General features: G+C 54.3%; 29 protein-coding genes. 9 read left to right on the plus strand and 20 right to left on the minus strand.

All coding sequences use genetic code 11. From position 1 onward, the window contains the following. Nucleotides 1-75: 75 nt before the first annotated feature. The 3 genes from LGT44_RS01305 to LGT44_RS01315 are packed head-to-tail and all read right to left on the minus strand — an operon-like array spanning nucleotide 76 to nucleotide 2,328. Entirely contained in the window at nucleotides 76-261 is a 186-nt protein-coding gene (locus LGT44_RS01305) for a hypothetical protein (protein WP_230330906.1), read from the minus strand. A gap of 17 nt (nucleotides 262-278) precedes the next feature. Beyond that, nucleotides 279-1,985, minus strand: a complete 1,707-nt coding sequence (locus LGT44_RS01310) for a SulP family inorganic anion transporter (protein WP_230330907.1) — start codon at nucleotides 1,983-1,985, stop codon at nucleotides 279-281. Then, nucleotides 1,972-2,328, minus strand: coding sequence for an ArsR/SmtB family transcription factor (locus tag LGT44_RS01315; RefSeq protein WP_145468222.1), 357 nt, complete (start codon nucleotides 2,326-2,328; stop codon nucleotides 1,972-1,974). The genes LGT44_RS01310 and LGT44_RS01315 overlap by 14 nt, the downstream gene beginning before the upstream one ends. Before the next feature lie 100 nt (nucleotides 2,329-2,428). Between LGT44_RS01315 and LGT44_RS01320 the strand changes: the two genes are divergently transcribed. Further along, a complete protein-coding gene (locus tag LGT44_RS01320; RefSeq protein WP_230330908.1) occupies nucleotides 2,429-3,316 on the plus strand; it encodes an MBL fold metallo-hydrolase in 888 nt (295 codons plus the stop codon). Between the two features lie 82 nt (nucleotides 3,317-3,398). Continuing rightward, complete coding sequence (locus LGT44_RS01325; protein ID WP_230330909.1) at nucleotides 3,399-3,836, plus strand: DUF695 domain-containing protein; 438 nt, start codon at nucleotides 3,399-3,401, stop codon at nucleotides 3,834-3,836. On the opposite strand, the gene ylqF is transcribed toward LGT44_RS01325, so the two are convergent. Continuing rightward, nucleotides 3,799-4,710, minus strand: coding sequence for a ribosome biogenesis GTPase YlqF (ylqF, locus tag LGT44_RS01330; protein WP_268866344.1), 912 nt, complete (start codon nucleotides 4,708-4,710; stop codon nucleotides 3,799-3,801). The genes LGT44_RS01325 and ylqF overlap by 38 nt on opposite strands. A gap of 179 nt (nucleotides 4,711-4,889) precedes the next feature. Here ylqF and LGT44_RS01335 point away from each other — a divergent pair, with 179 nt between their 5' ends. Next, nucleotides 4,890-5,108, plus strand: a complete 219-nt coding sequence (locus LGT44_RS01335; protein ID WP_230330911.1) for a hypothetical protein — start codon at nucleotides 4,890-4,892, stop codon at nucleotides 5,106-5,108. A 92-nt stretch (nucleotides 5,109-5,200) separates the two neighbouring features. On the opposite strand, the gene LGT44_RS01340 is transcribed toward LGT44_RS01335, so the two are convergent. Then, nucleotides 5,201-5,827: a hypothetical protein gene (locus LGT44_RS01340; RefSeq protein WP_230330912.1), complete on the minus strand. Its 627-nt coding sequence runs from the start codon at nucleotides 5,825-5,827 to the stop codon at nucleotides 5,201-5,203. A 122-nt stretch (nucleotides 5,828-5,949) separates the two neighbouring features. Between LGT44_RS01340 and LGT44_RS01345 the strand changes: the two genes are divergently transcribed. The 3 genes from LGT44_RS01345 to LGT44_RS01355 all read left to right on the plus strand — a co-directional run bounded on the left by LGT44_RS01345 (nucleotide 5,950) and on the right by LGT44_RS01355 (nucleotide 8,552). Beyond that, the gene (locus LGT44_RS01345; protein WP_145468233.1) at nucleotides 5,950-6,246 is read left to right on the plus strand and encodes a BolA family protein; all 297 of its coding nucleotides are present in this window, start codon (nucleotides 5,950-5,952) and stop codon (nucleotides 6,244-6,246) included. A gap of 163 nt (nucleotides 6,247-6,409) precedes the next feature. Next, the gene (locus tag LGT44_RS01350) at nucleotides 6,410-7,069 is read left to right on the plus strand and encodes an START domain-containing protein (RefSeq protein WP_230330913.1); all 660 of its coding nucleotides are present in this window, start codon (nucleotides 6,410-6,412) and stop codon (nucleotides 7,067-7,069) included. Nucleotides 7,070-7,187: 118 nt separating this feature from the next. Continuing rightward, complete coding sequence (locus LGT44_RS01355; protein ID WP_230330914.1) at nucleotides 7,188-8,552, plus strand: substrate-binding domain-containing protein; 1,365 nt, start codon at nucleotides 7,188-7,190, stop codon at nucleotides 8,550-8,552. 73 nt (nucleotides 8,553-8,625) lie between these two features. Here LGT44_RS01355 and LGT44_RS01360 read toward each other — a convergent pair whose 3' ends face one another. Further along, a complete protein-coding gene (locus LGT44_RS01360; RefSeq protein WP_225692540.1) occupies nucleotides 8,626-9,201 on the minus strand; it encodes a YecA/YgfB family protein in 576 nt (191 codons plus the stop codon). A gap of 44 nt (nucleotides 9,202-9,245) precedes the next feature. Between LGT44_RS01360 and LGT44_RS01365 the strand changes: the two genes are divergently transcribed. After that, nucleotides 9,246-9,944, plus strand: coding sequence for a M48 family metallopeptidase (locus LGT44_RS01365; RefSeq protein ID WP_230330915.1), 699 nt, complete (start codon nucleotides 9,246-9,248; stop codon nucleotides 9,942-9,944). A 341-nt stretch (nucleotides 9,945-10,285) separates the two neighbouring features. Here the strand turns inward: LGT44_RS01365 and LGT44_RS01370 are convergent, their stop codons facing one another. Genes LGT44_RS01370 through LGT44_RS01380 form a run of 3 tightly spaced genes read right to left on the minus strand, consistent with a single transcriptional unit; the run spans nucleotide 10,286 to nucleotide 12,251 of the window. Beyond that, nucleotides 10,286-11,329 carry a polysaccharide deacetylase family protein gene (locus LGT44_RS01370; protein ID WP_230330916.1) on the minus strand — a complete coding sequence of 348 codons (1,044 nt, stop codon included), beginning with the start codon at nucleotides 11,327-11,329 and terminating at the stop codon, nucleotides 10,286-10,288. After that, entirely contained in the window at nucleotides 11,326-11,946 is a 621-nt protein-coding gene (locus LGT44_RS01375; protein ID WP_230330917.1) for a DNA-J related domain-containing protein, read from the minus strand. The genes LGT44_RS01370 and LGT44_RS01375 overlap by 4 nt, the downstream gene beginning before the upstream one ends. A 38-nt stretch (nucleotides 11,947-11,984) precedes the next feature. After that, a complete protein-coding gene (locus tag LGT44_RS01380) occupies nucleotides 11,985-12,251 on the minus strand; it encodes a PGPGW domain-containing protein (RefSeq protein ID WP_230330918.1) in 267 nt (88 codons plus the stop codon). 142 nt (nucleotides 12,252-12,393) lie between these two features. On the opposite strand from LGT44_RS01380, the gene greB reads away from it, so the two are divergent. Further along, nucleotides 12,394-12,942: a transcription elongation factor GreB gene (greB, locus tag LGT44_RS01385; RefSeq protein WP_230330919.1), complete on the plus strand. Its 549-nt coding sequence runs from the start codon at nucleotides 12,394-12,396 to the stop codon at nucleotides 12,940-12,942. Between the two features lie 65 nt (nucleotides 12,943-13,007). Further along, the gene (locus LGT44_RS01390; protein WP_230330920.1) at nucleotides 13,008-13,502 is read left to right on the plus strand and encodes a hypothetical protein; all 495 of its coding nucleotides are present in this window, start codon (nucleotides 13,008-13,010) and stop codon (nucleotides 13,500-13,502) included. A gap of 40 nt (nucleotides 13,503-13,542) precedes the next feature. Here LGT44_RS01390 and ttcA read toward each other — a convergent pair whose 3' ends face one another. The 11 genes from ttcA to ccoO all read right to left on the minus strand — a co-directional run bounded on the left by ttcA (nucleotide 13,543) and on the right by ccoO (nucleotide 23,401). Then, nucleotides 13,543-14,394 (minus strand): tRNA 2-thiocytidine(32) synthetase TtcA, encoded by an 852-nt coding sequence (gene ttcA / locus LGT44_RS01395; RefSeq protein ID WP_145468252.1) that lies wholly within the window; start codon nucleotides 14,392-14,394, stop codon nucleotides 13,543-13,545. 123 nt (nucleotides 14,395-14,517) lie between these two features. Then, complete coding sequence (locus LGT44_RS01400; RefSeq protein ID WP_145468254.1) at nucleotides 14,518-15,012, minus strand: hypothetical protein; 495 nt, start codon at nucleotides 15,010-15,012, stop codon at nucleotides 14,518-14,520. 272 nt (nucleotides 15,013-15,284) lie between these two features. Next, on the minus strand, nucleotides 15,285-16,052 hold the full coding sequence (fnr, locus tag LGT44_RS01405; RefSeq protein ID WP_145468256.1) for a fumarate/nitrate reduction transcriptional regulator Fnr: 768 nt from the start codon (nucleotides 16,050-16,052) through the stop codon (nucleotides 15,285-15,287). Between the two features lie 85 nt (nucleotides 16,053-16,137). After that, complete coding sequence (locus LGT44_RS01410; protein ID WP_230330921.1) at nucleotides 16,138-16,800, minus strand: sulfite exporter TauE/SafE family protein; 663 nt, start codon at nucleotides 16,798-16,800, stop codon at nucleotides 16,138-16,140. Beyond that, nucleotides 16,797-16,991 (minus strand): cbb3-type cytochrome oxidase assembly protein CcoS, encoded by a 195-nt coding sequence (ccoS, locus tag LGT44_RS01415; protein ID WP_230330922.1) that lies wholly within the window; start codon nucleotides 16,989-16,991, stop codon nucleotides 16,797-16,799. The genes LGT44_RS01410 and ccoS overlap by 4 nt, the downstream gene beginning before the upstream one ends. Nucleotides 16,992-16,994: 3 nt before the next feature. Next, entirely contained in the window at nucleotides 16,995-19,439 is a 2,445-nt protein-coding gene (locus tag LGT44_RS01420) for a heavy metal translocating P-type ATPase (protein ID WP_230330923.1), read from the minus strand. Next, the gene (locus tag LGT44_RS01425; protein WP_230330924.1) at nucleotides 19,436-19,936 is read right to left on the minus strand and encodes a FixH family protein; all 501 of its coding nucleotides are present in this window, start codon (nucleotides 19,934-19,936) and stop codon (nucleotides 19,436-19,438) included. Before LGT44_RS01425 ends, LGT44_RS01420 begins: the two co-directional genes overlap by 4 nt. 136 nt (nucleotides 19,937-20,072) lie before the next feature. Then, the gene (gene ccoG, locus LGT44_RS01430; protein WP_145468266.1) at nucleotides 20,073-21,479 is read right to left on the minus strand and encodes a cytochrome c oxidase accessory protein CcoG; all 1,407 of its coding nucleotides are present in this window, start codon (nucleotides 21,477-21,479) and stop codon (nucleotides 20,073-20,075) included. Between the two features lie 208 nt (nucleotides 21,480-21,687). Beyond that, complete coding sequence (gene ccoP, locus LGT44_RS01435; protein WP_230330925.1) at nucleotides 21,688-22,611, minus strand: cytochrome-c oxidase, cbb3-type subunit III; 924 nt, start codon at nucleotides 22,609-22,611, stop codon at nucleotides 21,688-21,690. Between the two features lie 2 nt (nucleotides 22,612-22,613). Beyond that, nucleotides 22,614-22,790: a cbb3-type cytochrome oxidase subunit 3 gene (locus LGT44_RS01440; RefSeq protein WP_145468270.1), complete on the minus strand. Its 177-nt coding sequence runs from the start codon at nucleotides 22,788-22,790 to the stop codon at nucleotides 22,614-22,616. 5 nt (nucleotides 22,791-22,795) lie between these two features. Then, complete coding sequence (gene ccoO / locus LGT44_RS01445) at nucleotides 22,796-23,401, minus strand: cytochrome-c oxidase, cbb3-type subunit II (protein WP_222428554.1); 606 nt, start codon at nucleotides 23,399-23,401, stop codon at nucleotides 22,796-22,798. Between the last annotated feature and the right edge of the window lie 7 nt (nucleotides 23,402-23,408).

Raw genomic sequence — 23,408 nt, forward strand, 5'->3', positions numbered from 1 at the left:
AAAGGCTCCGTCACATAGCAGGCCGGGCATCATAGCCTGTCGTGGTGGAGAAATTAACCTGCAGTTACTGGGGGATTAGCGACACAGACGGCAACTTGAGTCGCGGGTCGTGCCTTCACGGTAGCGCACACGCAAACGTGCCGCTCCCCGTTGTGGCTGAACCTGATAGAAACGGCCGTCGCTGCGCTGTTTGTTCGTATCATCAGCACTGCAATCTTTCGTTGCTGCCGGATCTGCACTGCTATCTGTTTTGTTAATCATCGTTTGCTCCGACAGGGTCAGCAGTGGCCAAGGGTGCGTAACGCTTCACTGGCGGTGAAAAAAATCTTTCCGGGAGACAGGTCGTCCAGCAGGCTGGTTTTACCCAGCTGATCCATCACCGGACCTTTGACTTCGGCCAGATGCAGCTGAATATTCTGAGCACGTAATGTGTTCAGCAAATGCTGCAGGGTTTCAAAACCGCTGAAGTCGATATGGTTAATGGCGCTGCCGACCAGCACCACGTGGCGGATATCCTGACTGCTCTGCAGGCGCTGGCAGATGACATCCTCCAGATACTGACTGTTGGCAAAATACAGATTCTCATCAACGCGGATCATCAGCACCTGCGGGCAGGTAATAACCTGATGGCGTTTGACGTTACGGAAATGATCGCTGTCTCCGACCCGGCCGATTTCGGCAATGTGTGGTTCGCTGGAGCGGCGCAGATACAGTGCCAGAGAGAGCACCATGCCGAGCAGAATGCCATCCACCGCGCCGGCAGCCAGTACGGTGATGAATGTTATCAGCCATACCAGACCATCACTTCTCTGGAAATGCCAGGCACGGCGGGCGTCACTGAAACTGATCAGCGGCAAGACTGCACTGACAATAATCACGGCCAGTACGGCATAGGGCAGATCGACAAATAAGCGGCTGGCAAACAGACAGACGAGTGCCACCAGTATGACGGTCACCACGGAAGCCAGCTGCGTGCGGGCACCGGCTGCGCGGTTAACCACACTGCGGCCGAAACCTCCTGCCACAGGAAATGCCTGGCTGACAGCCGCGCTGAGGTTAGCGATACCAAGAGCCAGTAACTCCTGATTAGTGCGCAGACGTGGAGCGGGTGTGTGGCCGGAGTCTGATAACTGGCGCGGTGCCAGAGCCTCGGCCACCGACAGGCTGGACAGATAACCAATCAGCGCGATGATGGCAGCGGCTGGTAATAATGCCTGCCACTGTTCCACAGACAGCGATGGAAGCGCAGGTGCGGGTAGTCCGGCAGGAAGCTCACCAATGGTGGTGATCGTAAGTCCCGCCGTTTGTACTGTGGCAATCCCCAGAGCAACAGCCGCCAGTGGGCCGGCTTTATTCAGCAGGCTGCTGAGCCAGGCGGGCAGGCGGCGAGTCGCTTTGGGCATCAGCCACTGCCAGCCATACAGCAGGGTGACTGCGGCCAGCGCCATCAGCAACGCACCGGCCTGTGCCTGCGGGTAATCACGGCTGAGGTGTGTCAGTGTTTGCCACAGCGAGCCGCCACCGGGAAGGGGAATACCGGTTATGTATTTCAGCTGGCTGATTACAATCAGAATGGCGGTTGCGCTGGTAAAGGCGGAGATCACCGAGTGGCTGATAAAGGTTGTCCAGCGCCCCAGATCAATCAGGTAAAACAGCAGCAGCCAGAGCCCGGTCAGCAATGCCAGAGCACTGGCCATATGCAGATAATCCGCACTGCCCGGAGTTGCCAGCGTATGTAAGGCTTCAAAGGTCATCAGAGAAATAACAGCCACCGGACCAACGGCTAGCACCGGGCTGCTGCCCAGCAGGGCATAAGCCAGTACCGGCAGCAGCGCGGCATAAAGCCCGGCCTGTGGCGGCATGCCGGCCAACAGGGCGTAGGCCATGGCTTGCGGTGTGATCAGTGCAGCGACAACCAGCCCGGCGGTAATATCCGGCATCAGCCAGCGCCGCTGATATCCGGAGAAGGTGTTAGTCAGGTGCATGCGGATTGATCTCCCGGTGTGGCATTGGCGCTGTTGTTTCTGGCTGGATATCGCAATAAAGGCTGTTCAGAACATTGATGATGCGTTCGGCTTTGTCGTCACTGAGCTGATAATAGACGTTCTGGGCGCTGCGGCGGGTATGCACCAGATGCTCACTGCGCAGCCAGGCCAGATGCTGGGACAGGGCAGACTGGCTCAGCGGCAGACGGCTGATCAGTTCGCTGACCGAAATTTCACCATGGCGCAGGCAACAGAGAATGGTCAGACGGTGTTCGTTGGCCAGAGCCTTAAGCAGGCGGACAGCATCCTGGCGGTGGTGATCAAGGGCGTCGTGGTTAATCATGATGTGTGTTCCGGACAGCGCTCTTTAAAGTGTATATCAAATATTGCTAAATAAGAATATGCTAATATAATCACTTTAAATTTTATCGCCGGAGGCCGTAATGACCCGCCAGCCAACTGATGCTGCAGTGATCAGCATCGAGACATTTTTCCACGAAGATACTTTCACCTTTACCCATCTGCTGGTCGATAAAAGTACTGCCCGTGCGGCCATTATCGACCCGGTACTGGACTTTGATCAGAAATCCGGACGTACCAGTACGGCCTTTATTGACGCCATTCTCGCCGAGGTCAGGGAGCAGTCTCTGATTCTGGATTATGTACTGGAAACCCATGCCCATGCCGACCACCTGACCGCGGCGGATTACATCCGCAGCCAAAGCGGTGCGCGCATCGTTATCGGTGCCGCGATTTGTCAGGTGCAGGGCACCTTTAAGAAGATCTTCAATGAGGGGGAAGGCTTTATCGCCGATGGCCATCAGTTTGACCTGTTGGTCAGCGAAGGCGATAGCCTGCAGCTCGGCGACAGTCATATTGATGTAATGGCCACTCCGGGACACACCCCGGCCTGTGTCAGCTATCAGGTGAATCAGCGCGATGTGTTTGTCGGTGATACCCTGTTTATGCCGGATGTCGGTACGGCCCGCTGTGATTTCCCCGGTGGTGATGCTGCGACTTTATATCTGTCGGTACAGCGTTTACTGGCCTTACCGGAAGAGACTGTGCTGCATTTATGCCATGACTATCCGCCGTCTGAGCGGCCGGTTTGCTCGGTCGTAACCGTTGCGGAGCAGCGGGCGGCAAATATCCATGTAAAAGCCGGTGTCAGTGAAGTTTCCTTTATCACAATGCGCACGGAACGTGATGCCGGGCTGGATATGCCGCGGCTGATTCTGCCATCGCTGCAGGTGAATATCCGCGCCGGGGCGTTTCCGCAGGCGGAAGATAATGGTGTGTCTTACCTGAAACTGCCGTTAAACCTGCTCTGACGGGGCGTGTATGGCAATGACTTTTTGGCATTTGCACCGATTTCTATTAGTCTGAATGCAACCAAACAAAAAGGAATAAGCCATGCTGGCGAACAACCGTTGGGTCAGGGCTACCGGTAGTCTGAATGACAAGCCCATCAGTATTCAGTACCGCGAAGACTGGGAGCTTGCCCGCCAATCGGAAAGCTATCCGTTGTGCGTGCAGATTGCCTGGAACGCCGGCAGCGTTGATGACAGCACCGGCTTTCCCGGTCTGGCTGAACAAGGCAAAATCCTGACCTTCGGTGAGCACCTGCAGCAACAGCTTGAACCGGCAGAAAATGCACTGGTTACCATGGTGATTACCCATGACGGAGTGTGCCAGTGGATTATCTACTGCAAAGATATTGAGCTGTTAAAAGAAGGTCTTGACCGCATTCCCACCGGCGAGGGCTTGTACCCGATTGAGGTGGTGGCCGATGAAGACCCTCAGTGGCAGACCTTTACGCAGGTGTATCAGGCGATTCGTCCAGAAGCCTGAGCGTCTCCTGCCGGCGTTCTTCAATCTCCGCCAGCTCCGCTTCGACAATGGCCGGGTTTTCCAGCGTGATCCGGCCTATCTTTCCAGCCCGCAGTTCATGCAGACATAATTCCGCCGCTTTATGCAGATCGGCAATACCGCCGGGCTTCAGACAGCCGCGTTTGGCGGCAATGGTGTTCAGTGCGTCGGATGCGCTGGCCGGTAACTCCTTAAAGCGGAAACGGGCTGACAACTCGGTGGCGTACTGATCAAGCAGATAACCCAGGGCATAGGTGGCAACATCGGTGTATTCCATGGCGGTGTCTTTGACGGCGCCACTGGCCGCCAGACGATAGCCGCTGTGTTCGTTCTCAAACTTGGGCCAGAGAATCCCCGGAGTGTCGGACAGCACGATGCCATTTTTCAGGTCGATCATCTGGTTGGCTTTGGTCACCGCCGGCTCATTACCGGTTTTGGCGATATAGCGCCCGGCGAGTGCGTTGATCAGGGTGGATTTACCGACATTGGGAATACCCATAATCATTACCCGGATGGAGAGCTTTTTCTCCAGTCGTGCCGCTCCCAGTTTTTTACACAGCGCGATCAGCTTTTTAACCTGATTGCGGTCTTCAGCAACCAGTGGAATGGCCTGGGTATTGTGCTGCTTGCCGAAATAGTCGACCCATTGCTGGGTAACCTTAGGGTCCGCCAGGTCGGCCTTGTTCAGCACTTTGATGCAGGTTTTATCACGACGCAGCTCGTCAACCAGAGGGTTGGTGCTGGAGTAGGGCAGGCGGGCGTCAAGCACTTCGACCACGATATCGATGTCTGGCATCGCTTCGCTGATTTTCTTGCGGGCTTTGTTCATGTGCCCTGGGAACCATTGAATTGCCATAGTGACGCTTTCCAATTGACGAGTGATTAAAAGGGCGGCACATTGTAAAGCAAGGCCAGTGGAGAGCAACCGCTCACTTGTACGCAGTGGCCTGAGTATGACTGATTACTGCGTTACCGGTGAAAATCTCCGACACTGGACTGTCATAATTGCGGGTTACTTTAACCTCATGCGGCAAGGTGAAATTGATCGGATTGGAGACAACTATGGATGTCTTACCAGAAAATTTTGCCCGGAGTGCCAAGAAGCAGGGGCGGCAGGCCTCAGCAACGGTGTCCGGTCGGCGGCGGGCAGGCTTTCTGCTCGGCAATAAATTTGTTTTTTCAGATCAGGCCGAGGTGGTCTGGGTAGAGGCGGGGCCGGGAGAGTTCCGGGAACTGCGTCTGTGGCGTAAATAGCTGTCTATGATCGACGGTTCAGCCCCGGCGCTAATCGTGCTGGTTATATAAAGTACACCAGAGCTGCTGGGCAGCTCTGGCTTCTGTACTGATCAGCTGCCAAACATCGACATTGGCTGGCTTTCTTCTTTGTGTTCAGTTGTTTCTTCGGTGCTCTGGTCTGTGTTTTCCGGCTCTGTTGTCATCGCTGCAGCCGGAGCGCTGTCGTTCTGTGCAGTCATTGGCTGATTATCCGTCTGGTTACCAGTCTGTGCTGCTGCTTCATCGTCAGTATCTGCATCATCATTATCGGCACTGTTGCTTTGCGGACGGTTGCCGGATTCCTGCATTTTGGCTTTTTTGCGCTCAATTTTGGTGATCTGACGGTCGTGGTTGGCCCAGACACCGGTCTTGATCTCAACGCTGTGAATGCCGTTTTCTTCGGCGATTTCATCGGCCAGCGAGCGGGCAGCTTCGTCAGCATCGCGGGCCAGCAGCTTGCGTTCGCCGGCATCCAAACGGGCAAACAGATCGATCAGGGCGTTGGACAGCACTTCCTGAGCAATTTCATCGCGGTTCTTGCGGAAGCGGCGGGCAATAACGTTAAGCATGGCCAGATCATTAGCGTCCATGCGCATGGTAAAAGCGGCCAGGGTCTGTTCGCGTTCACGTTTTGCTTTCTCTTCTTCGTAGTAACGGTCAACAAGAGATTGGGTGCTGGTGGTATCGATATCCTGCATGATTGGCTTCCGTCTGGTGGTTCAAATTCAGTCCGGTACTGTATATGTTTACATAGGTTTTGTGCAACCGTCCGTGGTTGTTTTATAGTAGCCATTATTGTCATTTTTCTTACGGGCTGATTATGAACACCGCTGACTCCATCGCCGCTAAACTTGCTGTTTTATCCCCTCTGCACCTCGATATCCTTAACGAAAGCCACATGCATGCCGGGCCTGCTACTGAATCACATTTCAAATTGGTTGTGGTCAGTGCGGAATTTGATGGCAAACGACCTGTTGCCCGTCATCAGCGTGTGTATCAGCTGCTGGCTGAAGAGCTGACCGGGCCGGTACATGCTCTGGCTTTGCATCTTTATTCTCCGCAGGAGTGGCAGGATGCGACCGTGCCGCCGTCGCCTCAGTGTCAGGGCGGTCATTGACCGGAGCTGTCCCAGGGGCATGATAGTGACGGGCTGGCTTCCGGGTCTGCCTTCGCTGTGAATCTGCGGTTATTGCCAGTACGATTTTGGCTGATGTGCACCTACAGTGATAATCAAAGTGCAGGCATGCTCCACCTGCAATAAAGCATAGCGGGATCTATTTATGTGGTTGGTTACTCGTCTGCTGGTGATAGCGTCTTTAATGGTAAGTCAGGCCTGTATGGCTGACTGGGAACTGGCAAAAGAAGACAGCAAGCGGCAGATTCTTGTGTATACCCGTGCGGCTGAGCAGTCTGATATGCGCGAGTTCCGCGGTGAAATGCGTTTGCAGACAACCCTGTCGGCGCTGGTGGCATTAATCGAAGATAATAAAGCCGGCCCTGAATGGATATACCACTGCCGGGCTCTGGAAGTGATCGAACAGGTTTCTGAGCGCGAGCGTCTTTTTTATATGGTGACGGAAGCACCCTGGCCAGTAAAAGACCGTGACAGCGTTATCTACAGTGTTCTCACTCAGACTGATGATTATTCGGTGCACGTTGATATGCAGGTGCGTAACGATGTGTTTCCGGCCAACGATGATTTTATCCGCATAACCAATATGAAAGGCTTTTGGGAATTCCGCCCGGAAGGCGATGGCTGGGTTACCGTGATTTATCAGGTTCACGCCGATCCGGCGGGTGGCATTCCGGCCTGGCTGGCGAACAGTATGGTGGTGGATTCGCCATACTACACCTTGAAAAATATGCGCAAAATGGTGGCCAAAGAACCCTATGTCAGCAGCCGCCTGCCTCACATTCGTGATATTGCCAGCGGGGAGTAACAGGTTTTTATTGCGCCTGTGCAATTGCTGGCTGTTCCGCAACTCCTGATATTTGTCATTGCATTGTCATAAAAGCGTCATACAATCGCGCCCAAATTTAAACTCAGAAGTAAGTCCTATGAATTTCTGGCGCAATTTCTTTTCTTCAGTACTGACTTTTATTTTTGCTGTAACGGTTCATGCCGGGCAGATCGCTCGTTTTGACGGGTTGCCTGTTGATGGTGAAATTAACCTTTTTTCTGTACAGGGATCGAACACCATTGGTGCCGAATTAGCCCCGAATCTGGTAAAAGCCTGGTTACAGGAAAAGGGTGCTGAGAAAATTGAGGTGCAAAACTCCGGCATTGATAACGAGGTTGAAGTCAGCGGTTTTTACCCGGCGACCCGTACCCGTGTAATGGTAAAAATTGCAGCACACGGCTCCGGTACCGGTTTTAAAGGCCTGGCAGCAGGCAGTGCCGATATTGCTGCGGCCTCCCGGCCGATTAAAGATAAAGAGTTCAACCTGCTGAAGCCGCTGGCGAATATGCGCAGTCCGGGCAGTGAACATATTATCGGGATTGATGGTCTGGCGATCATCGTACATCCGGATAATCCGGTCAGTGATCTGAGTGTGGAAGAAATTGCCGAAATTTTTTCCGGCGGTTACAGCGACTGGTCAGAGGTGGGTGGTAAACCCGGCCCGATTCATGTGTATGCCCGTGACGATAAATCGGGTACCTGGGACAGCTTCAGCGGTATGGTTTTAGGTGAGCGTAACTTAATTGCCGGTGCCGAACGTTTTGAATCCAATGCGGAGTTATCAGACCGGGTTGCAGCAGACACGGCCGGTATTGGTTTTGTCGGGCTTTCTTCAGTACGTTCTGCCCGGTTGTTGTCGGTTTCGGATGGCAGCGCCAAATCTTTACTGCCTAATAAACTGACGGTAGCAACCGAAGATTATGCTCTGGCACGTCGTCTCTTTATGTACACCGACGACGAACCTGCCAATGACTATGTTAAAGAATTTATTGATTTTTCATTACAGGATGCAGGCCAGAAAATTGTGGCCGATACCGGGTTTATTTCGCAGGAGCTGAAAGCTGTTATTCCGGAGTTTTACGACGAACTGCCAGAAGATTTCCGTCAGCTGACTTCCGATGCCAAGCGTCTGACCATTAACTTCCGCTTTCAGGAAGGCAGTGCCAAGCTGGATAACAAAGCCCTGAAGGATCTGGAGCGTCTGGCCGATTTTCTGCACGCTAACGGTTCAGCTGAAGTTGTGCTGATTGGTTTTGGTGATAAAAAGAAAACCGAAAAACGTTCGCAGTTATTATCTAAATTGCGCGCCATGGCAGTGCGCCGCGAGCTGGTACGTTACGGTATCTATCCGAAAAATTCTGTTGGTTACGGTGAAAACCTGCCAGTTGCTTCCGTGAATGGTATGGAAGGTCGCAATAAAAACCGCCGGGTGGAAGTCTGGGTGCGTAAAGCCGGGGCCTGATGCCCTGGTTATTCAGACGCATAAAAAAGCCCGGTTAAATCCGGGCTTTTTTATGTTTGCTTTTGAGCGCGGATTAATCTTCGGCGTGCAGCAGCAGATACAGTTCAACAACGGCAGCAGGAATATTACTGCACATCTGATTGGACAGGTCGATGTCCTCGTCGATGTCTTCCATTTCCGGCTCGTCCATAAACAGACCAGAGGCATACATGATCGGGAACAGGTGCTGGGCAACGGTTTCTTCGTCACGCGCGTACCACTGTTCTTCCTGCAGCAGGACACCGGTCATAAAGCCCATGGCCCAGCTTTCCAGTGGTGGCTCTTCTTCTTCGTCGACCAGGGTCAGGTCGGCCGGAACCGGGAAATCCTGACCGGAGTCGAGCCATGCCTGAATCTCTTTGGCGAGTTTCAGGAACAGGGCATTTACCTGTTCTTTCTCCGCTTTGCTGAAACCCAGTTGTTCATCGAAGGCGCAGTCCCACACCTGCTGAACACTGAACTCTACCGGGCCCGCGATTAACGCGGTGATCAGGCCGTGTACGGCGAAAAAATCGAAACTGTCCTGGCGTTCGGCTTCGTCTTCGAGCAGTACGCCCAGGGTTTCCAGTTCGTCTTCATTAAGGGATGGGATACTATTGAGGTCGGACATACGCTACTCCTGAATTTGGCGCTAATCCTAACAGGCTTGAGACCGTGCGGAAATCTTACAAACAACAATTCTGGCTGACTGTCGGCGGCGAGCAGGTCGCTGTGCATCTCTCAGCGATGCGGCGTAAGAGCATGCGTATGCTGGTGAATGCCGAGGGTGAGGTGGATCTGCGCATCCCGCTGGGGTATCCCAAGGCGGAGGTGCTGGCGTTTGTGAATGCCAATCATGACTGGCTGCTGAAGCGCCGCAGCGAGGTGCTGGCACGACAACAGGAAGCCCGGCAAAGTGTACTGATCCGCGGACGCGAATTACCGTTTAAAAGCAGTGCTCTGGGCGAGTTTATGGTCGCTGAGCAGGCGGTCTGGGTGCCTGAGGGCTGGACGCCTGCGCAAACGCAGCAAGCGCTGGATAACTGGCTGCGCGGGCAGGCGCGGCATGAATATCCGCAGATGATTGAACGCTGGTGGCCGTTCTTCAGCCAGTTTGATGTGCGCCGCCCGCAGCTGCGTATTAAAAAGATGCGTACCCGCTGGGGCAGCCTGTCGCAGCGCGGTTATATCAACCTGAATCTGGCGTTAATGCAGCTGCCAGCGGAGCTGATGGAACTGGTGGTAGTGCATGAGTTGTGTCATTTGCGCCACTTTGATCATGGCGCGGGCTTTAAGGCGCTGATGACCCAGTGTCTGCCGGACTGGAAGCAACGCGAGCAACAGTTAAATCAGCTGTCGCGCCGTTTGCTCTAGGGCCTGTCGACACTAAGTAAATCCGGCCTGCTGAGAGCCAGTTTTTCTCAGAACAAGGAGTGAGGACTGATATTAGCGGGCTAAATGAATGACGAACGACGATGTTAATGGGGAAAACTGGCCTCAGCCCGAAGGGTTATGGCTAAAAATTCCTCATCCAGCGTTGCTGTTCGTTCGCTTAACCCGTTACCAATCTGTCTGGAACAGATTGGCGTGCCAACCCCGAAGGGGTGAAGCACAGGGATGTGCTGAACTTTCCACACTACCAGCGCCTTGTCTGAGAAATTTTTAGCCAATAACAGTCCTGTTTAATTAGTGTCGACAGGCCCTAGGTCTGCCCGTCAGCGCGATTTCACTGCGCTGTTAATCCACAATTGCGAATACCAGTAATACCAGCCCGGATGGCGCACGCTGGGAGCGGTACAGTTGTAACGGCTGCGGCCGCCACGAATAGGGTTTTCTGCACGGGCGGTCAGGTTGACCACGCCGTTATCGGCTTCTGTCTGAGTGCTGATTGCACCTTCACCACTGGCAAAACACTGAATCTGGCGCGGACGCAAATCCACTTCCGGGAAATGAATGGCTAGGGTTGGCGGATTCTCTGCCGCCAGTACCGGTTCGATAAGCTGGGTTGGCGGCACCGGCAGGGCAAGGGTGTACAGCTTGGTTTTCAGGGTTTTGACGTTGGCATAAATACCGGAGGCCGGGAAGCGCGGCAGGGCCTGCGGATGAGACATGGGGCCTACCGGTCCGGACTGCTGACCAAAAGCAAGGTAACCGTTCGCTGCCAGCCAATCGATAATCTCCAGATCAAATTCCCCATAAGGGTAGGCCAGCAGCTTATGGCTGGTGCCCAGTTCTTTCTGCAGACGCGCTTCCGGCTCTGCCACTTCCTGAGTCAGCCAGGCATCCAGAGTCATGCCATCCGGGCGCTCAATCAGATAAGGATGATCCGCACTGTGGTTGGCAATCAGAGCACCGTTATCCTGCAGTTCTTTCAGCTGCTTCCAGTCCATTACCACGCCGTGTTGCTCATCCACCGCATTGGTATTCACAAATACGGTAAAGGGCCAGTTGCGTTGTTTCAGCAGCGGGTAGGCGTTGTCATACACCGAGCGGTAGGCATCGTCGAAGGTAATGGCGACGGATTTTTCCGGTAAGGATTCACCTGCACGGATTTTGGCCAGCGCCTGGCCAAGATCAATCACATGCATATTTTCCTGCTCCAGCAGCTGCAGATGGCTGGCAAAACCTTCCGGACTGATACTGGTCGACGCGGGTGTATTGGCCGACACATGGTGATATTGCAGAATCACCAGCTGGGCGCGTACCGATGCAGAGAAAAGCAGTGCGAAGAGAACGAACGGGAGAGAAAACTTAATCATGAATACCGGTGCTTGAGTCGTTGAAAGGCCGCCTGAATGGTGCGGAAACGGGTTTCATCACCGCCACGGTCGGGATGATGCTGCATCGCCAGGCGGCGATATTGTAGTCGAATCTCTGCCCCTGTCACGGGCTTACTGAGTTCCAGTTCAGCAATGTCCTGATCTTCCTGTTCGGGTTGTAACATTTTTTGCCAGAAGCTGCGCAGCAGTTCATCCACCTCTTCCTGAGCGGTATTCAGCTGGCTGAGATCGAGGTAATACTGTGCCAGCGGCTGATGTTCGGCCAGCTCGGTGTTGCGGGCGTTATCGGGCCAGGGCGAGCGGCGGATACTGAGCGCGCTGATTTCCAGCAGGGCAGATTGCTCATCAGCCCATTGCTGCTGCAGGCGGTAGAGGCAATGCATCAGAATAAAATGGCTGCGGAACATGGTGAGTGAATCGCGCAGAGCGTCGGGGCGGAAAATTCCCTGTTCGGGTGCCTTCAGCCAGCACAGCACGTCGTATTCACTGTGGCTCTGGCCGTCGGCCAGATACAGGCTCAGCAGTTCAAGCAGGGGAGCAAAATCGTCGATGGCGCTGTTGCTGGCCGCCAGAGGAGAAAGGGCATCTGAGTTCATGCTCTTATGCTAGCACAGGGTGGTTTACAGGGGAGGCCTCAGGGCTGGTCCGGGTCGGTATCTTCAATCAGCTGGCGCGCAAATGCCGGCAGGCGATGTTTAATGCTGTTCAGCTTGTGCGAAAACACGTGATAACGACGGCGCAGAAACTGCAGAAATGTGCGCACTCTGGGGATAGTCGATACCAGTATAGACAGGCCCAGAATGATCAGGATAATGCCAAGCGGAATCGGCATTGGCGTAATAATAATTCCCAGCAGCAACAGCAGAATACCGGTCACCATTTTAAAACTGCGTTTGATCATTCTGCATCATCATCCGGATGTTTGTGCCGGTTTTCCCGGTTCTGGAGGAATGCTGTACGTTGTTGTTCAGGCATGCCCATGCTTACACCCTGACATGACTGTGTTGCGAAACCATGAAATCTTTTGGTACAGGCCGTTGTTTATGAGTGAGAAGGAAAAAAAGCCGCTGCCGAAACGCAGCCATCTGATTACCCCGGAAGGGGAGCAGGCCTTACGCCGGGAATATGATTACCTGTGGCGCACTGAGCGTCCGAAAGTGACGCAGGAAGTTTCAGATGCCGCCAAGCTGGGGGACCGCTCGGAAAATGCGGAATACATCTATGGTAAGCGCCGTTTACGCCAGATCGACAGTCGCGTCCGTTTCCTGCTGAAGCGTCTGGAGATTCTGACGGTGGTCGATCGTCTGCCGGCTGATCCGCAGAAAGTCTTTTTTGGCGCCTGGCTGGAACTTGAAGACGATGATGCTGAAATCCATCGCTACCGTCTGGTGGGCGAGGATGAAATTGATCTCAAACGCGGCTATATCAGCGTTGATGCGCCGTTGGCGCGGGGATTACTGGGAAAACGTGTCGATGATGAAGTGACCGTGCGCCTGCCGAAAGGAGAAGAAACCTTTTACATCCTCAGCGTGTCTTACCAGCGCCCTGAATGGGATGCCGGCGGCAGTAATCAGGCCGTTTTCTCCGCCTGATGTATCTGCCTTCTGCAACAGCATGAAAGCTGACCTCTGCTAGGCTTAATGGCAGGAGGATCATTATGATATCAGTACGCACGATCATGGCTTTGCTGTTGGCTTTTCTCACGTTGACAGCCTTGGCCACCGACGCCGGAATGCAGAACGAAGCAGCCGCCGAAGGCGAAACCTGGCCCTTTGCCGGCGTCTATAAAATGCCGGTCTGGATTGATCAGGTACAGCGGGTCTGCCCGTGGAAGTCTGACGCCGGAGAGGGGTACATCCGCGTTGTCCGTACTAATGTGAAAGGCCCGCATGGCATTTATCTGCAGTGGATCCGTAAAGGCATTGCCGGCAGTGAAACTCAGGCGATCTCAACGGTGCGGGTAGAAGAGCTGGAAGGACAGTATCAGGTTCATCTGCAGATGCCCCAGCCGCAACTGAGTCCTGATGCCTGTCACCTGACGGCAATGGCTGAATCCATCATCACTGACCGGCGTTATAAAATGGAGCTTGTTGTGAAGGGGCCGGGAGAATATCAGCTGCTGGTCACCAGTATGTTGCAAGGCGGTCTGTGACCGCCTTTTTCTTTTGGCTGCGCCCGGTATCAGCTTCAGATCAGTCGATCTGAACCACATCCAGACGGGTAAACAGATGGCCTTTATCCTGCTTGTCCTGCAGGGTGACAAAATCAAACAACTGGGTATCGCCTAACTGTGACGGTGCCACATTACAGATGGCGGCAAAGATATTCTCACTGCGTCCCGGCTGCTCTTTGTCCCACTGTTCCAGCATCATCTTAATATTCTGACGTTGCAGGTTTTCCTGTGAGCCACACAGGTTGCACGGAATGATCGGGAAGCCCCGTGCCTGGGAAAATTTCTCGATGTCTTTTTCTTTGCAATAAGCCAGCGGACGGATCAGTACGTGTTTCTGGTCGTCACTCAGCAGTTTCGGCGGCATGGCCTTGAGCTTGCCACCATGGAACATATTGAGGAACAGGGTTTCGATGATGTCGTCACGATGGTGACCAAGAGCGATTTTATTGGCGCCAATACTCTCGGCAAAGCCATACAGGGTGCCACGACGCAGGCGGGAGCACAGGCTGCAGGTGGTTTTACCTTCCGGAATAATTTCTTTCACTACGCTGTAGGTATCTTTCTCGACGATGTGATACTCAATACCCAGCTGGCTCAGATACTCCGGCAACACATGTTCAGGAAATCCGGGCTGCTTCTGATCCATATTCACCGCCACGATATCAAAGTGAATCGGTGCGCTTTTCTGCAGACTCAGCAGAATGTCGAGCATGGTGTACGAATCTTTACCGCCAGACAGGCAAACCATGACCTTATCGCCGTCTTCGATCATGCGGTAGTCTTCGATGGCCTTGCCGACATTGCGGCGCAGGCGCTTCTGCAGTTTGTTGAACTCGAGTTGCTCTTTGCGCTCGGCAGCGGATTCGATCATAAAAACACCCTGAATAATTGCGCCCGCTTTATAGCAGAATGCATCGGGTGAAGGAACCGCCTGCGCAGGTCAGGCAGTTAAAAAGGAATGTTGTTCGGGGACTTTGAGAAAAGGTACGCCTGCTCAGGCTGCACGGTCGAGCAGGGCGGTGGCGGCACCGAGACTGGCGCAGAACTCTTCAATGCTGACGCCACTGCGGGGATGGTAAAAACGTTTCCACAGACGTGCGAGCTGTTCTGCGGTTGCATCGGCGGGCAGAACAAAATCATCATTGCGGGCATAGATAAACCAGGCAATGGCGGTGGCATAAGACAGATTGGTGGTCAGCTCGGCATGGGGGTGACTGAGAAAATCATGCTGGCTGGCAAGGCCGCGCACGGTGCTGGCCAGTTCCGGCTGTTGCGCCAGATAAGCGTCCCATACATGGCGGTGGGTCAGGCTGTGAATGCGGTAAATGCCGAGAGCCCGTTGACCGGCGGCTTTGAGGTGCGATCCAAGAGCCGATTCCTGAGCCGCAGTTGCCAGTAGCAGGGTGCTGGCCATCGGGTTACTAACCCCGATGCGTTGCAGGGTTGGCTGGATTACCCAGCGGGTCAGTTCATTTGCGCAGATGCCCATGGTCACCTCCTTATACGTCATATCGGCTGAATGACGCTGTTTCTGCAATCTTAGATCAGATTATTTTATCTGCTGCGGTTTTATACCAATTGCCAATAGATGGTCTGGATACCGGCGCCAGAAAAATAACGTCTGTTCAGCCTTTATTCTGGTAAAAGCATTTCCCGTACCAGAGGGCGTTGCATAAGTGTTCATAAGCAGAAAACAGGCATAAGAGGGCAGGCATAAAAAAACCGGCCTCTGGCCGGTTTTTTTGCTTACGGGTGAGCGGCTTACTCTTGCGGGTGAGCGGCACACTCTTTTTCAGTATTCAGACCGGCCAGTTCATACAGCATATCGGGGTCCTGCAGAATCACTTCTTTACCCTGGGTTTCGATCAGACCGTTTTTCTGGAAGCGGGTAAACACGCGGCTGATGGTTTCTACCGCGAGGCCCAGATAGTTGCTGATATCCACCCGCGACATCGGCAGGCGGAAATGACTGGCCGAGAAACCACGACGGGAATAACGCTGGGAAATATCAATCAGGAAAGAGGCCACGCGCTCTTCGGCGTTTTTCTTGCTGAGCAGCAACATCATGTTCTGATCATGACGGATTTCGGTGCCCATGGTACGCATCAGCTGCTTACGCAGATCCGGCAGATCATCGGCCAGACTGTCGAGTTGCTGCAGCGGAATTTCACAGACGGTGGTGGTTTCCAGCGCTTTGGCGGTTAACGGATAGTTGCCGTTATCGTAACCGGCCAGGCCAACCAGCTCAGAGGCCAGATGAAAACCGGTAATCTGTTCTTCGCCGTTACTCGCCAGAGTGTAGGTTTTCAGGGCACCGGTGCGTACGGCAAATACGGATTGAAACGCTTCGCCCTGCTGGAACAGCAGCTGACCTTTCTGGATCGGACGGCCACGGCGGATGATATCGTCGAGGCGCTCCATATCGGAATCGTTCAGGGACAATGGCAGACACAACGCATTCAGTGAGCAGGTCTGGCAGTGTGGTTGAGTGCCCCGCAGTGGAGCAGGCGCAACATGTGTCGTTTTCATGACTGATTCCTGAGTGAAACCCCGGTGTCGGAGTAAGTAACAAGTGCAGCAGTTGCGGCTATGTTCGGCATTAGCGCGCGATCTGTCAAGAAAGTAACCAGACCGATGTTGCCGTCCACAAACCAAATCCGATCAGTAATCCCCCGGCAACCTGACGCACGCGGTTGTTGCTCAGAAACGGCGTCAGTACATTGGCCGCCAGTGTGCTGGCAAACAGGGCTGGCAGGGTACCCAGACCAAAGGCGAACATCGCAGCGGCTCCCAGCAAAGGCTGGCCATTTGCGGCAACCCAGCTCAGCGTGCTGTAAATCAGGCCGCAGGGCAACCAGCCCCAGAGCATGCCCAGCCACAGACGATCTATCGCACGTGGAGATTGCATAAAACGGCGGGTCAGAGGCTGCAGGTATTTCCAGATTCCCTGGCCCAGTTGCTCAATACGGGTCAGCATCAGTGACCAGCGGGCAATATAGAGCCCCATCAGTATCAGCATCAGCGCGGCCAGTGTCCGCAAGATCAGCATCAGCCACTGGTGCTGGCTCTGCAGCCACAGACCTGCGCTGGCGACTATCAGCCCGGCGATGCTGTAGCTCAGTATGCGCCCGGTGTTAAACAGCAGCGTCACCCGGACACGCTGTGAACCGGCGCTGCTGCCAATAGCCGCAGCAATACCACCGCACATCACCAGGCAGTGGCTGGAGCCAAACAACCCCAGCAGAAAGGCGGTCAGCAGTGACAGGGGTTCAATCATGGCTTGTCAGATGGGGTTTGATCGCTGTCGTCCTGACGGCGACTTATCGGCTCATCGTCATCAAACAGAATGCGGTGGGCGGGGGACTCCATGTCTTCAAACTGGCCGCTCTTCACCGCCCAGAAAAAGATCAGCACGGCAATGCCGATCAGCAGTAAAGACAGCGGTACCAGAATGTAAATGATATCCATCGATCAAACCTCAGAGGAGTCAGGAGCCGGCAGGCGATTCAGGCGCAGGGCGTTGGTGACCACCAGTAACGAACTGAATGACATGCCAATCGCAGCGGCCCAGGGCGGAACAAAACCTGCCGCTGCCACCGGTAATGCGATGAGATTGTACAGCAAAGCCCAGCCGATGTTCTGAGCAATAATACGGCGCGTCTTGGTGGCTCCATCCAGAGCGGTCAGTAAGGTTTCCAGACGGCCGTTGGTAAGCATGGCATCGGCGTTGGTCTTGGCCAGATCGGTGGCTTCGTTAACGGCCAGAGCAATATCCGCACCGGCCAGTACCGGCACATCGTTAATACCGTCGCCGACCATCATGACCCGCTCACCGGCCTGCTGCCAGGCGCGCACTGCGGCCAGTTTCTGTTCCGGCGAGACGCCGGTCTGCAGGTCGGTAATGGCCAGTGCATCCGCCACCACCTGACCGGATGCGCCGGGGTCGCCGGTCAGCAGAGACACGGCGATACCGCGTTGTTGAAGTCCGCTGACAATTGACGCGGCGTTGCGGCGCAGGCTGTCATTCAGGCGCACCCAGGCCAGTGGTTGCTGATCACTGGCGAGCAACAGCCACTGGCCAGCGGCCTTGTTGTCGGGCTCCGTCAGGGGGGCAACTGGCCAGGCATAATCGGCGCGGCCAAAGCGCAGAGTGTGCCCGTTCCACTGGCCGCTGATGCCCTGGCCGGCGGTTTGTTCGGTGTTCTCTACGGCAGCCGCTTTGATGGTGCGGAAGGCACGGGCAATTGGATGGGTTGAGTGTTTTTCAAGGCCGGCGATCAGGCCCAGCAGCTGGGTTTCGTCCAAGTCTGCCAGAGGTTCGACCTGCTCCAGGGTTAGTTTGCCCTGAGTAAGGGTGCCGGTTTTATCGAACACCACACGGTTTATCTGTGGCAAAACTTCCAGCACATGGCCTTTGCTGATTAACAATCCGCGTTCGCGCAGTGCGGCCGTGGCGGCTGTCAGAGCCGTTGGCGTAGCCAGTGACAGGGCGCAGGGGCAGGTTACAACCAGCACGCTGAGGGCGATGAAAAAGGCGTGTTCATCGCCTTGCAGCCACCAGAAGGTGAAGACCGAGCTGGAGATGATCAGCACCGCCGCAACAAAGTGGCTGGCAATTTTGTCGGCCAGCAGCGCAGCGCGCGGCTTCTCCTGCTGGGCGCGGTCTATCAGACGCATGATGGTCGATAACTGCGCTTCGGCGCCGGTCGCGGTGACCTTCATCAGCAGCGGGCTTTCAACGTTAAACGTACCGCCGATCAGGCGATCACCGGCTTTCTTGCTGATGGGCAGGTATTCGCCGGTCAGTGCGGCTTCATCAACCGAGCTGCGGCCTTCGATCACCACTCCGTCAGCGGGAATGGCATGGCCGGGTTTCAGACGCAGCACGTCACCAATACGGATGTCTTCACTGGCAATAACCTGCTCAACACCGTCGTCACCAACCTTTAACGCAATATTGGGCAGCAGCGTCAGCAGATTATTACCGGCTTTCCCCATCCGGTGACGGGCGCGCATTTCGAGAAAACGGCCAAGCAGCAGGAAGAAGGTAAACATACAGACCGAGTCAAAATACACTTCGACGCCCTGATTCATGGTGCTCCAGATGCTCGAACAGAATGCCAGCACAATGGCCAGCGATACGGGCACATCCATGGTCAGATGACGGGTGCGCAGATCACGCAGGGCAGCAGTAAAGAACGGCCGGGCGCTGAACAGCACCACCGGCAGGGTCATGACCATTGAGGCCAGGCGCATAAAAAATTCGTATTGCTCAGCCATGCCCACATACAGAGGCACCGCGAGCATCATCACCTGCATGGTGCCGATACCGGCAACCGCGAGACGGCGGATCGCCAGTTTACCCTCGCGATGGCGCTGCTCTTCCTGTTCCGTGGCAGAAAACGGCGAGGCTTTATAGCCGAGGCGGTAAATCGCCTCGGCAATACTGGATACGGCAATCTGGTCGTACTGCCAGCGTACCACCAGGCGGTGGTTGGACAGGTTAAGTACAGCGTTTTTTACGCCCGGCAACTGGCTGATACGGTGCTCAATCAGCCAGGCACAGGCGGCACAGCTGATGCCGTCGATGATAAACGTGGCTTCCGCTTCGCCTTGCTGATTGCCGCTCAGATGGGCGACAAAGCGCCGCTGCAGGGCTTCGCTGTCGTACAGGGTGAGGGATTCGCGCGCCGAAAGATCGCTGTCTTCCAGTTCAGCCGGCGACAGTTCCGGCAGTTCGGTGCGGTGGCGGTAATAGTCTTTCAGGCCACTGGCGACGATGGTTTCGGCAATGGCTTTGCAGCCCGGGCAGCACATCGGCTGCCGTTGGCCATCAATCAGGGTTGACCAGCGCTCACCTTCGGTGGTGGCTTCACCACAGTGAAAACAGCGCTCTTGGGCTGAATGGGCATTCATTTGGCGTGTAAGTTAATAACCTTGTCAGCTTCAATCAGTTCGGTACCACGGATACGCCACTGCTGTTCGTGGCTGAGCAGCCAGATATGGCGGCGTTCCGGCAATACCAGTTCATTGACACCGGCATAGTGGCCATCGCCCAGGCGTTGCAGCAGCACGGTCAGGTCACGTTCCTGCAGGGTAGGGTGAATCAGTTGCAGTTGCAGGGTTGCAGGTTCTTCATCCAGATAACCGTTCAGGGTCAGGTGGATTTCGTTTTCGCTGAACGTCAGATCGGCCTTGATCTGCAGGCGGGCAGCATGGGCATCGGCTTCGACGTTTTCGGTGTAGCTGACGCCGTCTTTGTAGTAGCTGTCGCTGACCAGGGAATCCTTGGATTCAAGGGCCAGTGTCAGCATCACAAAACCCCAGCAGATAGCCAATAGCGGAAGGCCCGCAACCAGCCACACCATGGGTTCTTTGTACCAGGGAGCGTGTTCTTTGGATTCAGTGTTCATATACTTCTCAATCGGCATCGGGCGGGATAAAAAAAACCGCCCAAGTTTAACCACTTGGGCGGTCAGTCTCCAGTTTGGATTTGTCAGATTCGCTGACACGGGTCATGGTTTCGCGGAGGCGAATCTTTTCCTCAGATTAATTGCGTGGGGCAATAAAGCGGCTTTCTTCACGCGCCACTTCTTCACCGGTATCGGCATCGGTGATGACGAATTCAATATCCACTTTACTGGCTGGCATATGCACTTCTTCCGGATCAATTTCGATGGTCAGAAGCACTTCTTTCAGCTCGTTCACACGCAGAAACTGAGTGGTTGGCGCATCCATCTTCATACCTTCCAGGCCATCCAGGCTCAGAGTGTAGGTTTTTGGGCTTTGCGACATGTTGATCAGCTTCAGCGTATACGCATTGGTTACGGTGTCGTTGGCGGTCATTTGATAGAGCGCGCTGCGGTCACGTTCAATATCCAGCTTGAACGGTGTGCGGGTGCCGATGGCGTACATGAATGCGCCCATCATAATCAGCAGCAGTGCGGCATAACCGACCAGACGCGGACGGAAGAAGTGAGTCTTTTTACCTTCCAGCTCATTTTCGGTGGTGTAACGGATCAGACCCTTCGGCTTATCCAGTTTTTCCATAATGGAGTCACAGGCATCGATGCACAGAGCGCAGCCGATACACTGGTATTGCAGACCATCACGGATATCGATACCGGTCGGACATACCTGCACGCACAGGGAGCAGTCAACACAGTCACCAAGCTGGGTTGTGTCGCTTTCTTCCTTGGCTTTTTTGCTGCGTTTGCCTCGTGGTTCACCACGGTTAACATCGTAGGAAACGGCCAGGGTATCCGGATCGTACATAACCGACTGGAAACGCGCATAAGGGCACATATAAATACAGACCTGCTCACGCATCCAGCCGGCATTGATGTAGGTGGCCGCGGTAAAAAACGCAATCCAGAATAAACCCCAGCCACCGATGTTCAGGGTGAAGAAATCCGGTACCAGTTCGCGGATCGGGGTGAAGTAACCGACGAAGGTTATGCCGGTCCAGATGGCGATAATCATCCACAAAGTATGCTTCAGGGCTTTTTTGCGGAATTTGCTCGCGCTCATCGGTTCTTTATCGAGTTTCATGCGGGCGTTGCGGGTACCTTCGGTACGCTCTTCAATCCACATAAAAATAAATGACCAGGCCGACTGCGGGCAGGTGTAACCACACCAGATACGACCGGCAAGGTTAGTAATGGTGAACAGGCCAAAGGCGCAGATAATTAACAGCCACGACAGCAGCATAAAATCCTGCGGCCAGAAGGTAATACCAAAAATATGAAACTGGCGCGCCGGCAGATCGAACAGAATGGCCTGTCGGCCTTCCCAGTTAAGCCAGGCACTGCCGAAATAGCCGAGCATTAACGCCCACAGCGACCATGTACGTAATTTCTGGAAAAAACCCTCAATTTCACGCACGTAAATTTTCTTACGTTTTTCATACATGCTTTGGGTTTTTGGTGTGACATCTTTGACCGGAATATTACTCATAACGGCAAATCACCTTGGTTGGATGTGCATGACGGCGCTTTGCGAAACCAGAGACGGAGCAGGGCCCCACAGCGCTCTATATAACGCGGCAATTATATAGCTTGTTGCCTGTCGCTATAACGAAAAAAGCGGCTTTAAGCCGCTTTTTTCTGTTTTTATTGCCTTAGCTCAACCCCGGTTGGTTTGCCTGACCGGGGTCTTACTGCGCTTACTGCTGATGAGACAGCGAGTAAACGTAAGTGGTCAGCAGGTGGATCTTGGCTTCAGCGTTGTTGCCAAGAATTTCCAGATGCGCTGGCATTTTACCGTTACGACCATGCTTCAGAGTGAACTCAATCTGCTTGGAAGAACCGCCATATAACCAGATATCGTCAGTCAGGTTTGGTGCACCAACCAGCTGGCTGCCTTTACCATCTGCACCGTGACAAGCCATACACAGTTGCTGGAATTTAGGCGCTGCTTTTTCAGCGGCTTCTGCATCGTGCTTCAGGCCAGACAGGCTGCGAACGTAGTTCACCATGTCAGTGGTACCTTCTTCACCCAGTACTGCGCCCCATGCAGGCATCGCGCCCTGACGACCGTAAGTCAGAGTGTGCTTGATGTTCTCAGGAGCGCCACCGTACAACCAATCGTTATCGGTCAGGTTAGGGAAGCCCTGAGCACCTTTGGCGGTAGAGCCGTGGCACACAGCACAGTTGCTCTTGAACAGGCGCTGGCCGGTTTGCAGAGCGTCTGCGTCTTTGACCAGTTCTTCAACCGGAGTAGCGGTGTACTTGGAGTACAGTGGTGCGATGTCAGCATCGAACTTCTGTACTTCAGCTTTCCACTGGTTGGTAGAAGACCAGGCAACCTGTTCGCCGTCGACTTCAACAGTCAGCAGGCCGTTAACGTTGCCCAGGCCGTACACGCCCAGATAGCCAAAACCAAACACGATGGTTGCCCAGAACATAAATACCCACCAGCGTGGCAGCGGGTTGTCCAGTTCCTGAATACCGTCGTAGTCATGACCAGTAGTCTGGTCAGTTTCATCTTTACGCTGGCCGCGGCTGGTGTACATGATCAGTACGCCGCAACCAATCATGGATCCCAGTACGATGACCGCGACCCACACTTGCCAGAAAGTGCTTAACATATTTATTTACTCCGATCTTTATCGTCGTGCGCCGGCATTTCTTCGTTTTCGAGAAATGGAATCTGAGCGTCGTTGTCAAAACGCTTTTTACGGCTGGAGCCATAGGCCCACCAGAGTATGCCGAGAAAAGCTATCAGGGCGAAAACGCTGCCCAAACCGCGCACGTCGTTAATATCCATGGGATTTACCGTTTAGTGACTACAGTGCCCAGGTGCTGCAGATAAGCAACCAGAGCTTCGATTTCACGTTTGCCATCAACGGCCTCTTTGGCGCCTTCGATGTCAGCATCGGTGTACGGTACGCCGACCATACGCAGAGCTTCCATTTTCTTCGGAGTCAGGCGGCCATCGACCTTATCTTCAAACAACCATGGATAAGATGGCATGATGGACTCAGGTACAACGTCACGTGGGTTGTACATGTGTGCACGGTGCCACTCATCAGAGTAACGGCCACCAACACGTGCCAGGTCAGGACCGGTACGCTTGGAACCCCACAGGAACGGGTGCTCGTATACCGATTCACCAGCAGTGGAGTATGGGCCGTAACGCTCGGTTTCTGCACGGAACGGACGAACCATCTGGGTGTGACATACGTGGCAACCTTCACGGATGTAGATGTCACGACCTTCCAGCTGCAGAGCAGTGTAAGGTTCCAGGCCTTCAACCGGCTTGTTGGTGTCGTTATGCCAGAACAGTGGAACAATTTCCGCCATGCCGCCCCAGCTCAGTGCGATGACAATCATCACCACCATCAACGGCAGGCTTTTCTCAATATTGTCGTGCTTAATCATGTTT

The sequence above is a fragment of the Thalassolituus alkanivorans genome (assembly GCF_020447205.1).
GTDB lineage: Bacteria > Pseudomonadota > Gammaproteobacteria > Pseudomonadales > Oceanobacteraceae > Venatoribacter > Venatoribacter alkanivorans.

What these genes read in the sequence shown, in the direction of transcription:
- LGT44_RS01305 (WP_230330906.1), bottom strand. Translation starts at nt 261, where the DNA reads ATGATTAACAAAACAGATAGCAGTGCAGATCCGGCAGCAACGAAAGAT.
- LGT44_RS01310 (WP_230330907.1), bottom strand. Translation starts at nt 1,985, where the DNA reads ATGCACCTGACTAACACCTTCTCCGGATATCAGCGGCGCTGGCTGATG.
- LGT44_RS01315 (WP_145468222.1), bottom strand. Translation starts at nt 2,328, where the DNA reads ATGATTAACCACGACGCCCTTGATCACCACCGCCAGGATGCTGTCCGC.
- LGT44_RS01320 (WP_230330908.1), top strand. Translation starts at nt 2,429, where the DNA reads ATGACCCGCCAGCCAACTGATGCTGCAGTGATCAGCATCGAGACATTT.
- LGT44_RS01325 (WP_230330909.1), top strand. Translation starts at nt 3,399, where the DNA reads ATGCTGGCGAACAACCGTTGGGTCAGGGCTACCGGTAGTCTGAATGAC.
- ylqF (WP_268866344.1), bottom strand. Translation starts at nt 4,710, where the DNA reads ATGGCAATTCAATGGTTCCCAGGGCACATGAACAAAGCCCGCAAGAAA.
- LGT44_RS01340 (WP_230330912.1), bottom strand. Translation starts at nt 5,827, where the DNA reads ATGCAGGATATCGATACCACCAGCACCCAATCTCTTGTTGACCGTTAC.
- LGT44_RS01345 (WP_145468233.1), top strand. Translation starts at nt 5,950, where the DNA reads ATGAACACCGCTGACTCCATCGCCGCTAAACTTGCTGTTTTATCCCCT.
- LGT44_RS01350 (WP_230330913.1), top strand. Translation starts at nt 6,410, where the DNA reads ATGTGGTTGGTTACTCGTCTGCTGGTGATAGCGTCTTTAATGGTAAGT.
- LGT44_RS01355 (WP_230330914.1), top strand. Translation starts at nt 7,188, where the DNA reads ATGAATTTCTGGCGCAATTTCTTTTCTTCAGTACTGACTTTTATTTTT.
- LGT44_RS01360 (WP_225692540.1), bottom strand. Translation starts at nt 9,201, where the DNA reads ATGTCCGACCTCAATAGTATCCCATCCCTTAATGAAGACGAACTGGAA.
- LGT44_RS01370 (WP_230330916.1), bottom strand. Translation starts at nt 11,329, where the DNA reads ATGATTAAGTTTTCTCTCCCGTTCGTTCTCTTCGCACTGCTTTTCTCT.
- LGT44_RS01375 (WP_230330917.1), bottom strand. Translation starts at nt 11,946, where the DNA reads ATGAACTCAGATGCCCTTTCTCCTCTGGCGGCCAGCAACAGCGCCATC.
- LGT44_RS01380 (WP_230330918.1), bottom strand. Translation starts at nt 12,251, where the DNA reads ATGATCAAACGCAGTTTTAAAATGGTGACCGGTATTCTGCTGTTGCTG.
- greB (WP_230330919.1), top strand. Translation starts at nt 12,394, where the DNA reads ATGAGTGAGAAGGAAAAAAAGCCGCTGCCGAAACGCAGCCATCTGATT.
- LGT44_RS01390 (WP_230330920.1), top strand. Translation starts at nt 13,008, where the DNA reads ATGATATCAGTACGCACGATCATGGCTTTGCTGTTGGCTTTTCTCACG.
- ttcA (WP_145468252.1), bottom strand. Translation starts at nt 14,394, where the DNA reads ATGATCGAATCCGCTGCCGAGCGCAAAGAGCAACTCGAGTTCAACAAA.
- LGT44_RS01400 (WP_145468254.1), bottom strand. Translation starts at nt 15,012, where the DNA reads ATGGGCATCTGCGCAAATGAACTGACCCGCTGGGTAATCCAGCCAACC.
- fnr (WP_145468256.1), bottom strand. Translation starts at nt 16,052, where the DNA reads ATGAAAACGACACATGTTGCGCCTGCTCCACTGCGGGGCACTCAACCA.
- LGT44_RS01410 (WP_230330921.1), bottom strand. Translation starts at nt 16,800, where the DNA reads ATGATTGAACCCCTGTCACTGCTGACCGCCTTTCTGCTGGGGTTGTTT.
- ccoS (WP_230330922.1), bottom strand. Translation starts at nt 16,991, where the DNA reads ATGGATATCATTTACATTCTGGTACCGCTGTCTTTACTGCTGATCGGC.
- LGT44_RS01420 (WP_230330923.1), bottom strand. Translation starts at nt 19,439, where the DNA reads ATGAATGCCCATTCAGCCCAAGAGCGCTGTTTTCACTGTGGTGAAGCC.
- LGT44_RS01425 (WP_230330924.1), bottom strand. Translation starts at nt 19,936, where the DNA reads ATGAACACTGAATCCAAAGAACACGCTCCCTGGTACAAAGAACCCATG.
- ccoG (WP_145468266.1), bottom strand. Translation starts at nt 21,479, where the DNA reads ATGAGTAATATTCCGGTCAAAGATGTCACACCAAAAACCCAAAGCATG.
- ccoP (WP_230330925.1), bottom strand. Translation starts at nt 22,611, where the DNA reads ATGTTAAGCACTTTCTGGCAAGTGTGGGTCGCGGTCATCGTACTGGGA.
- LGT44_RS01440 (WP_145468270.1), bottom strand. Translation starts at nt 22,790, where the DNA reads ATGGATATTAACGACGTGCGCGGTTTGGGCAGCGTTTTCGCCCTGATA.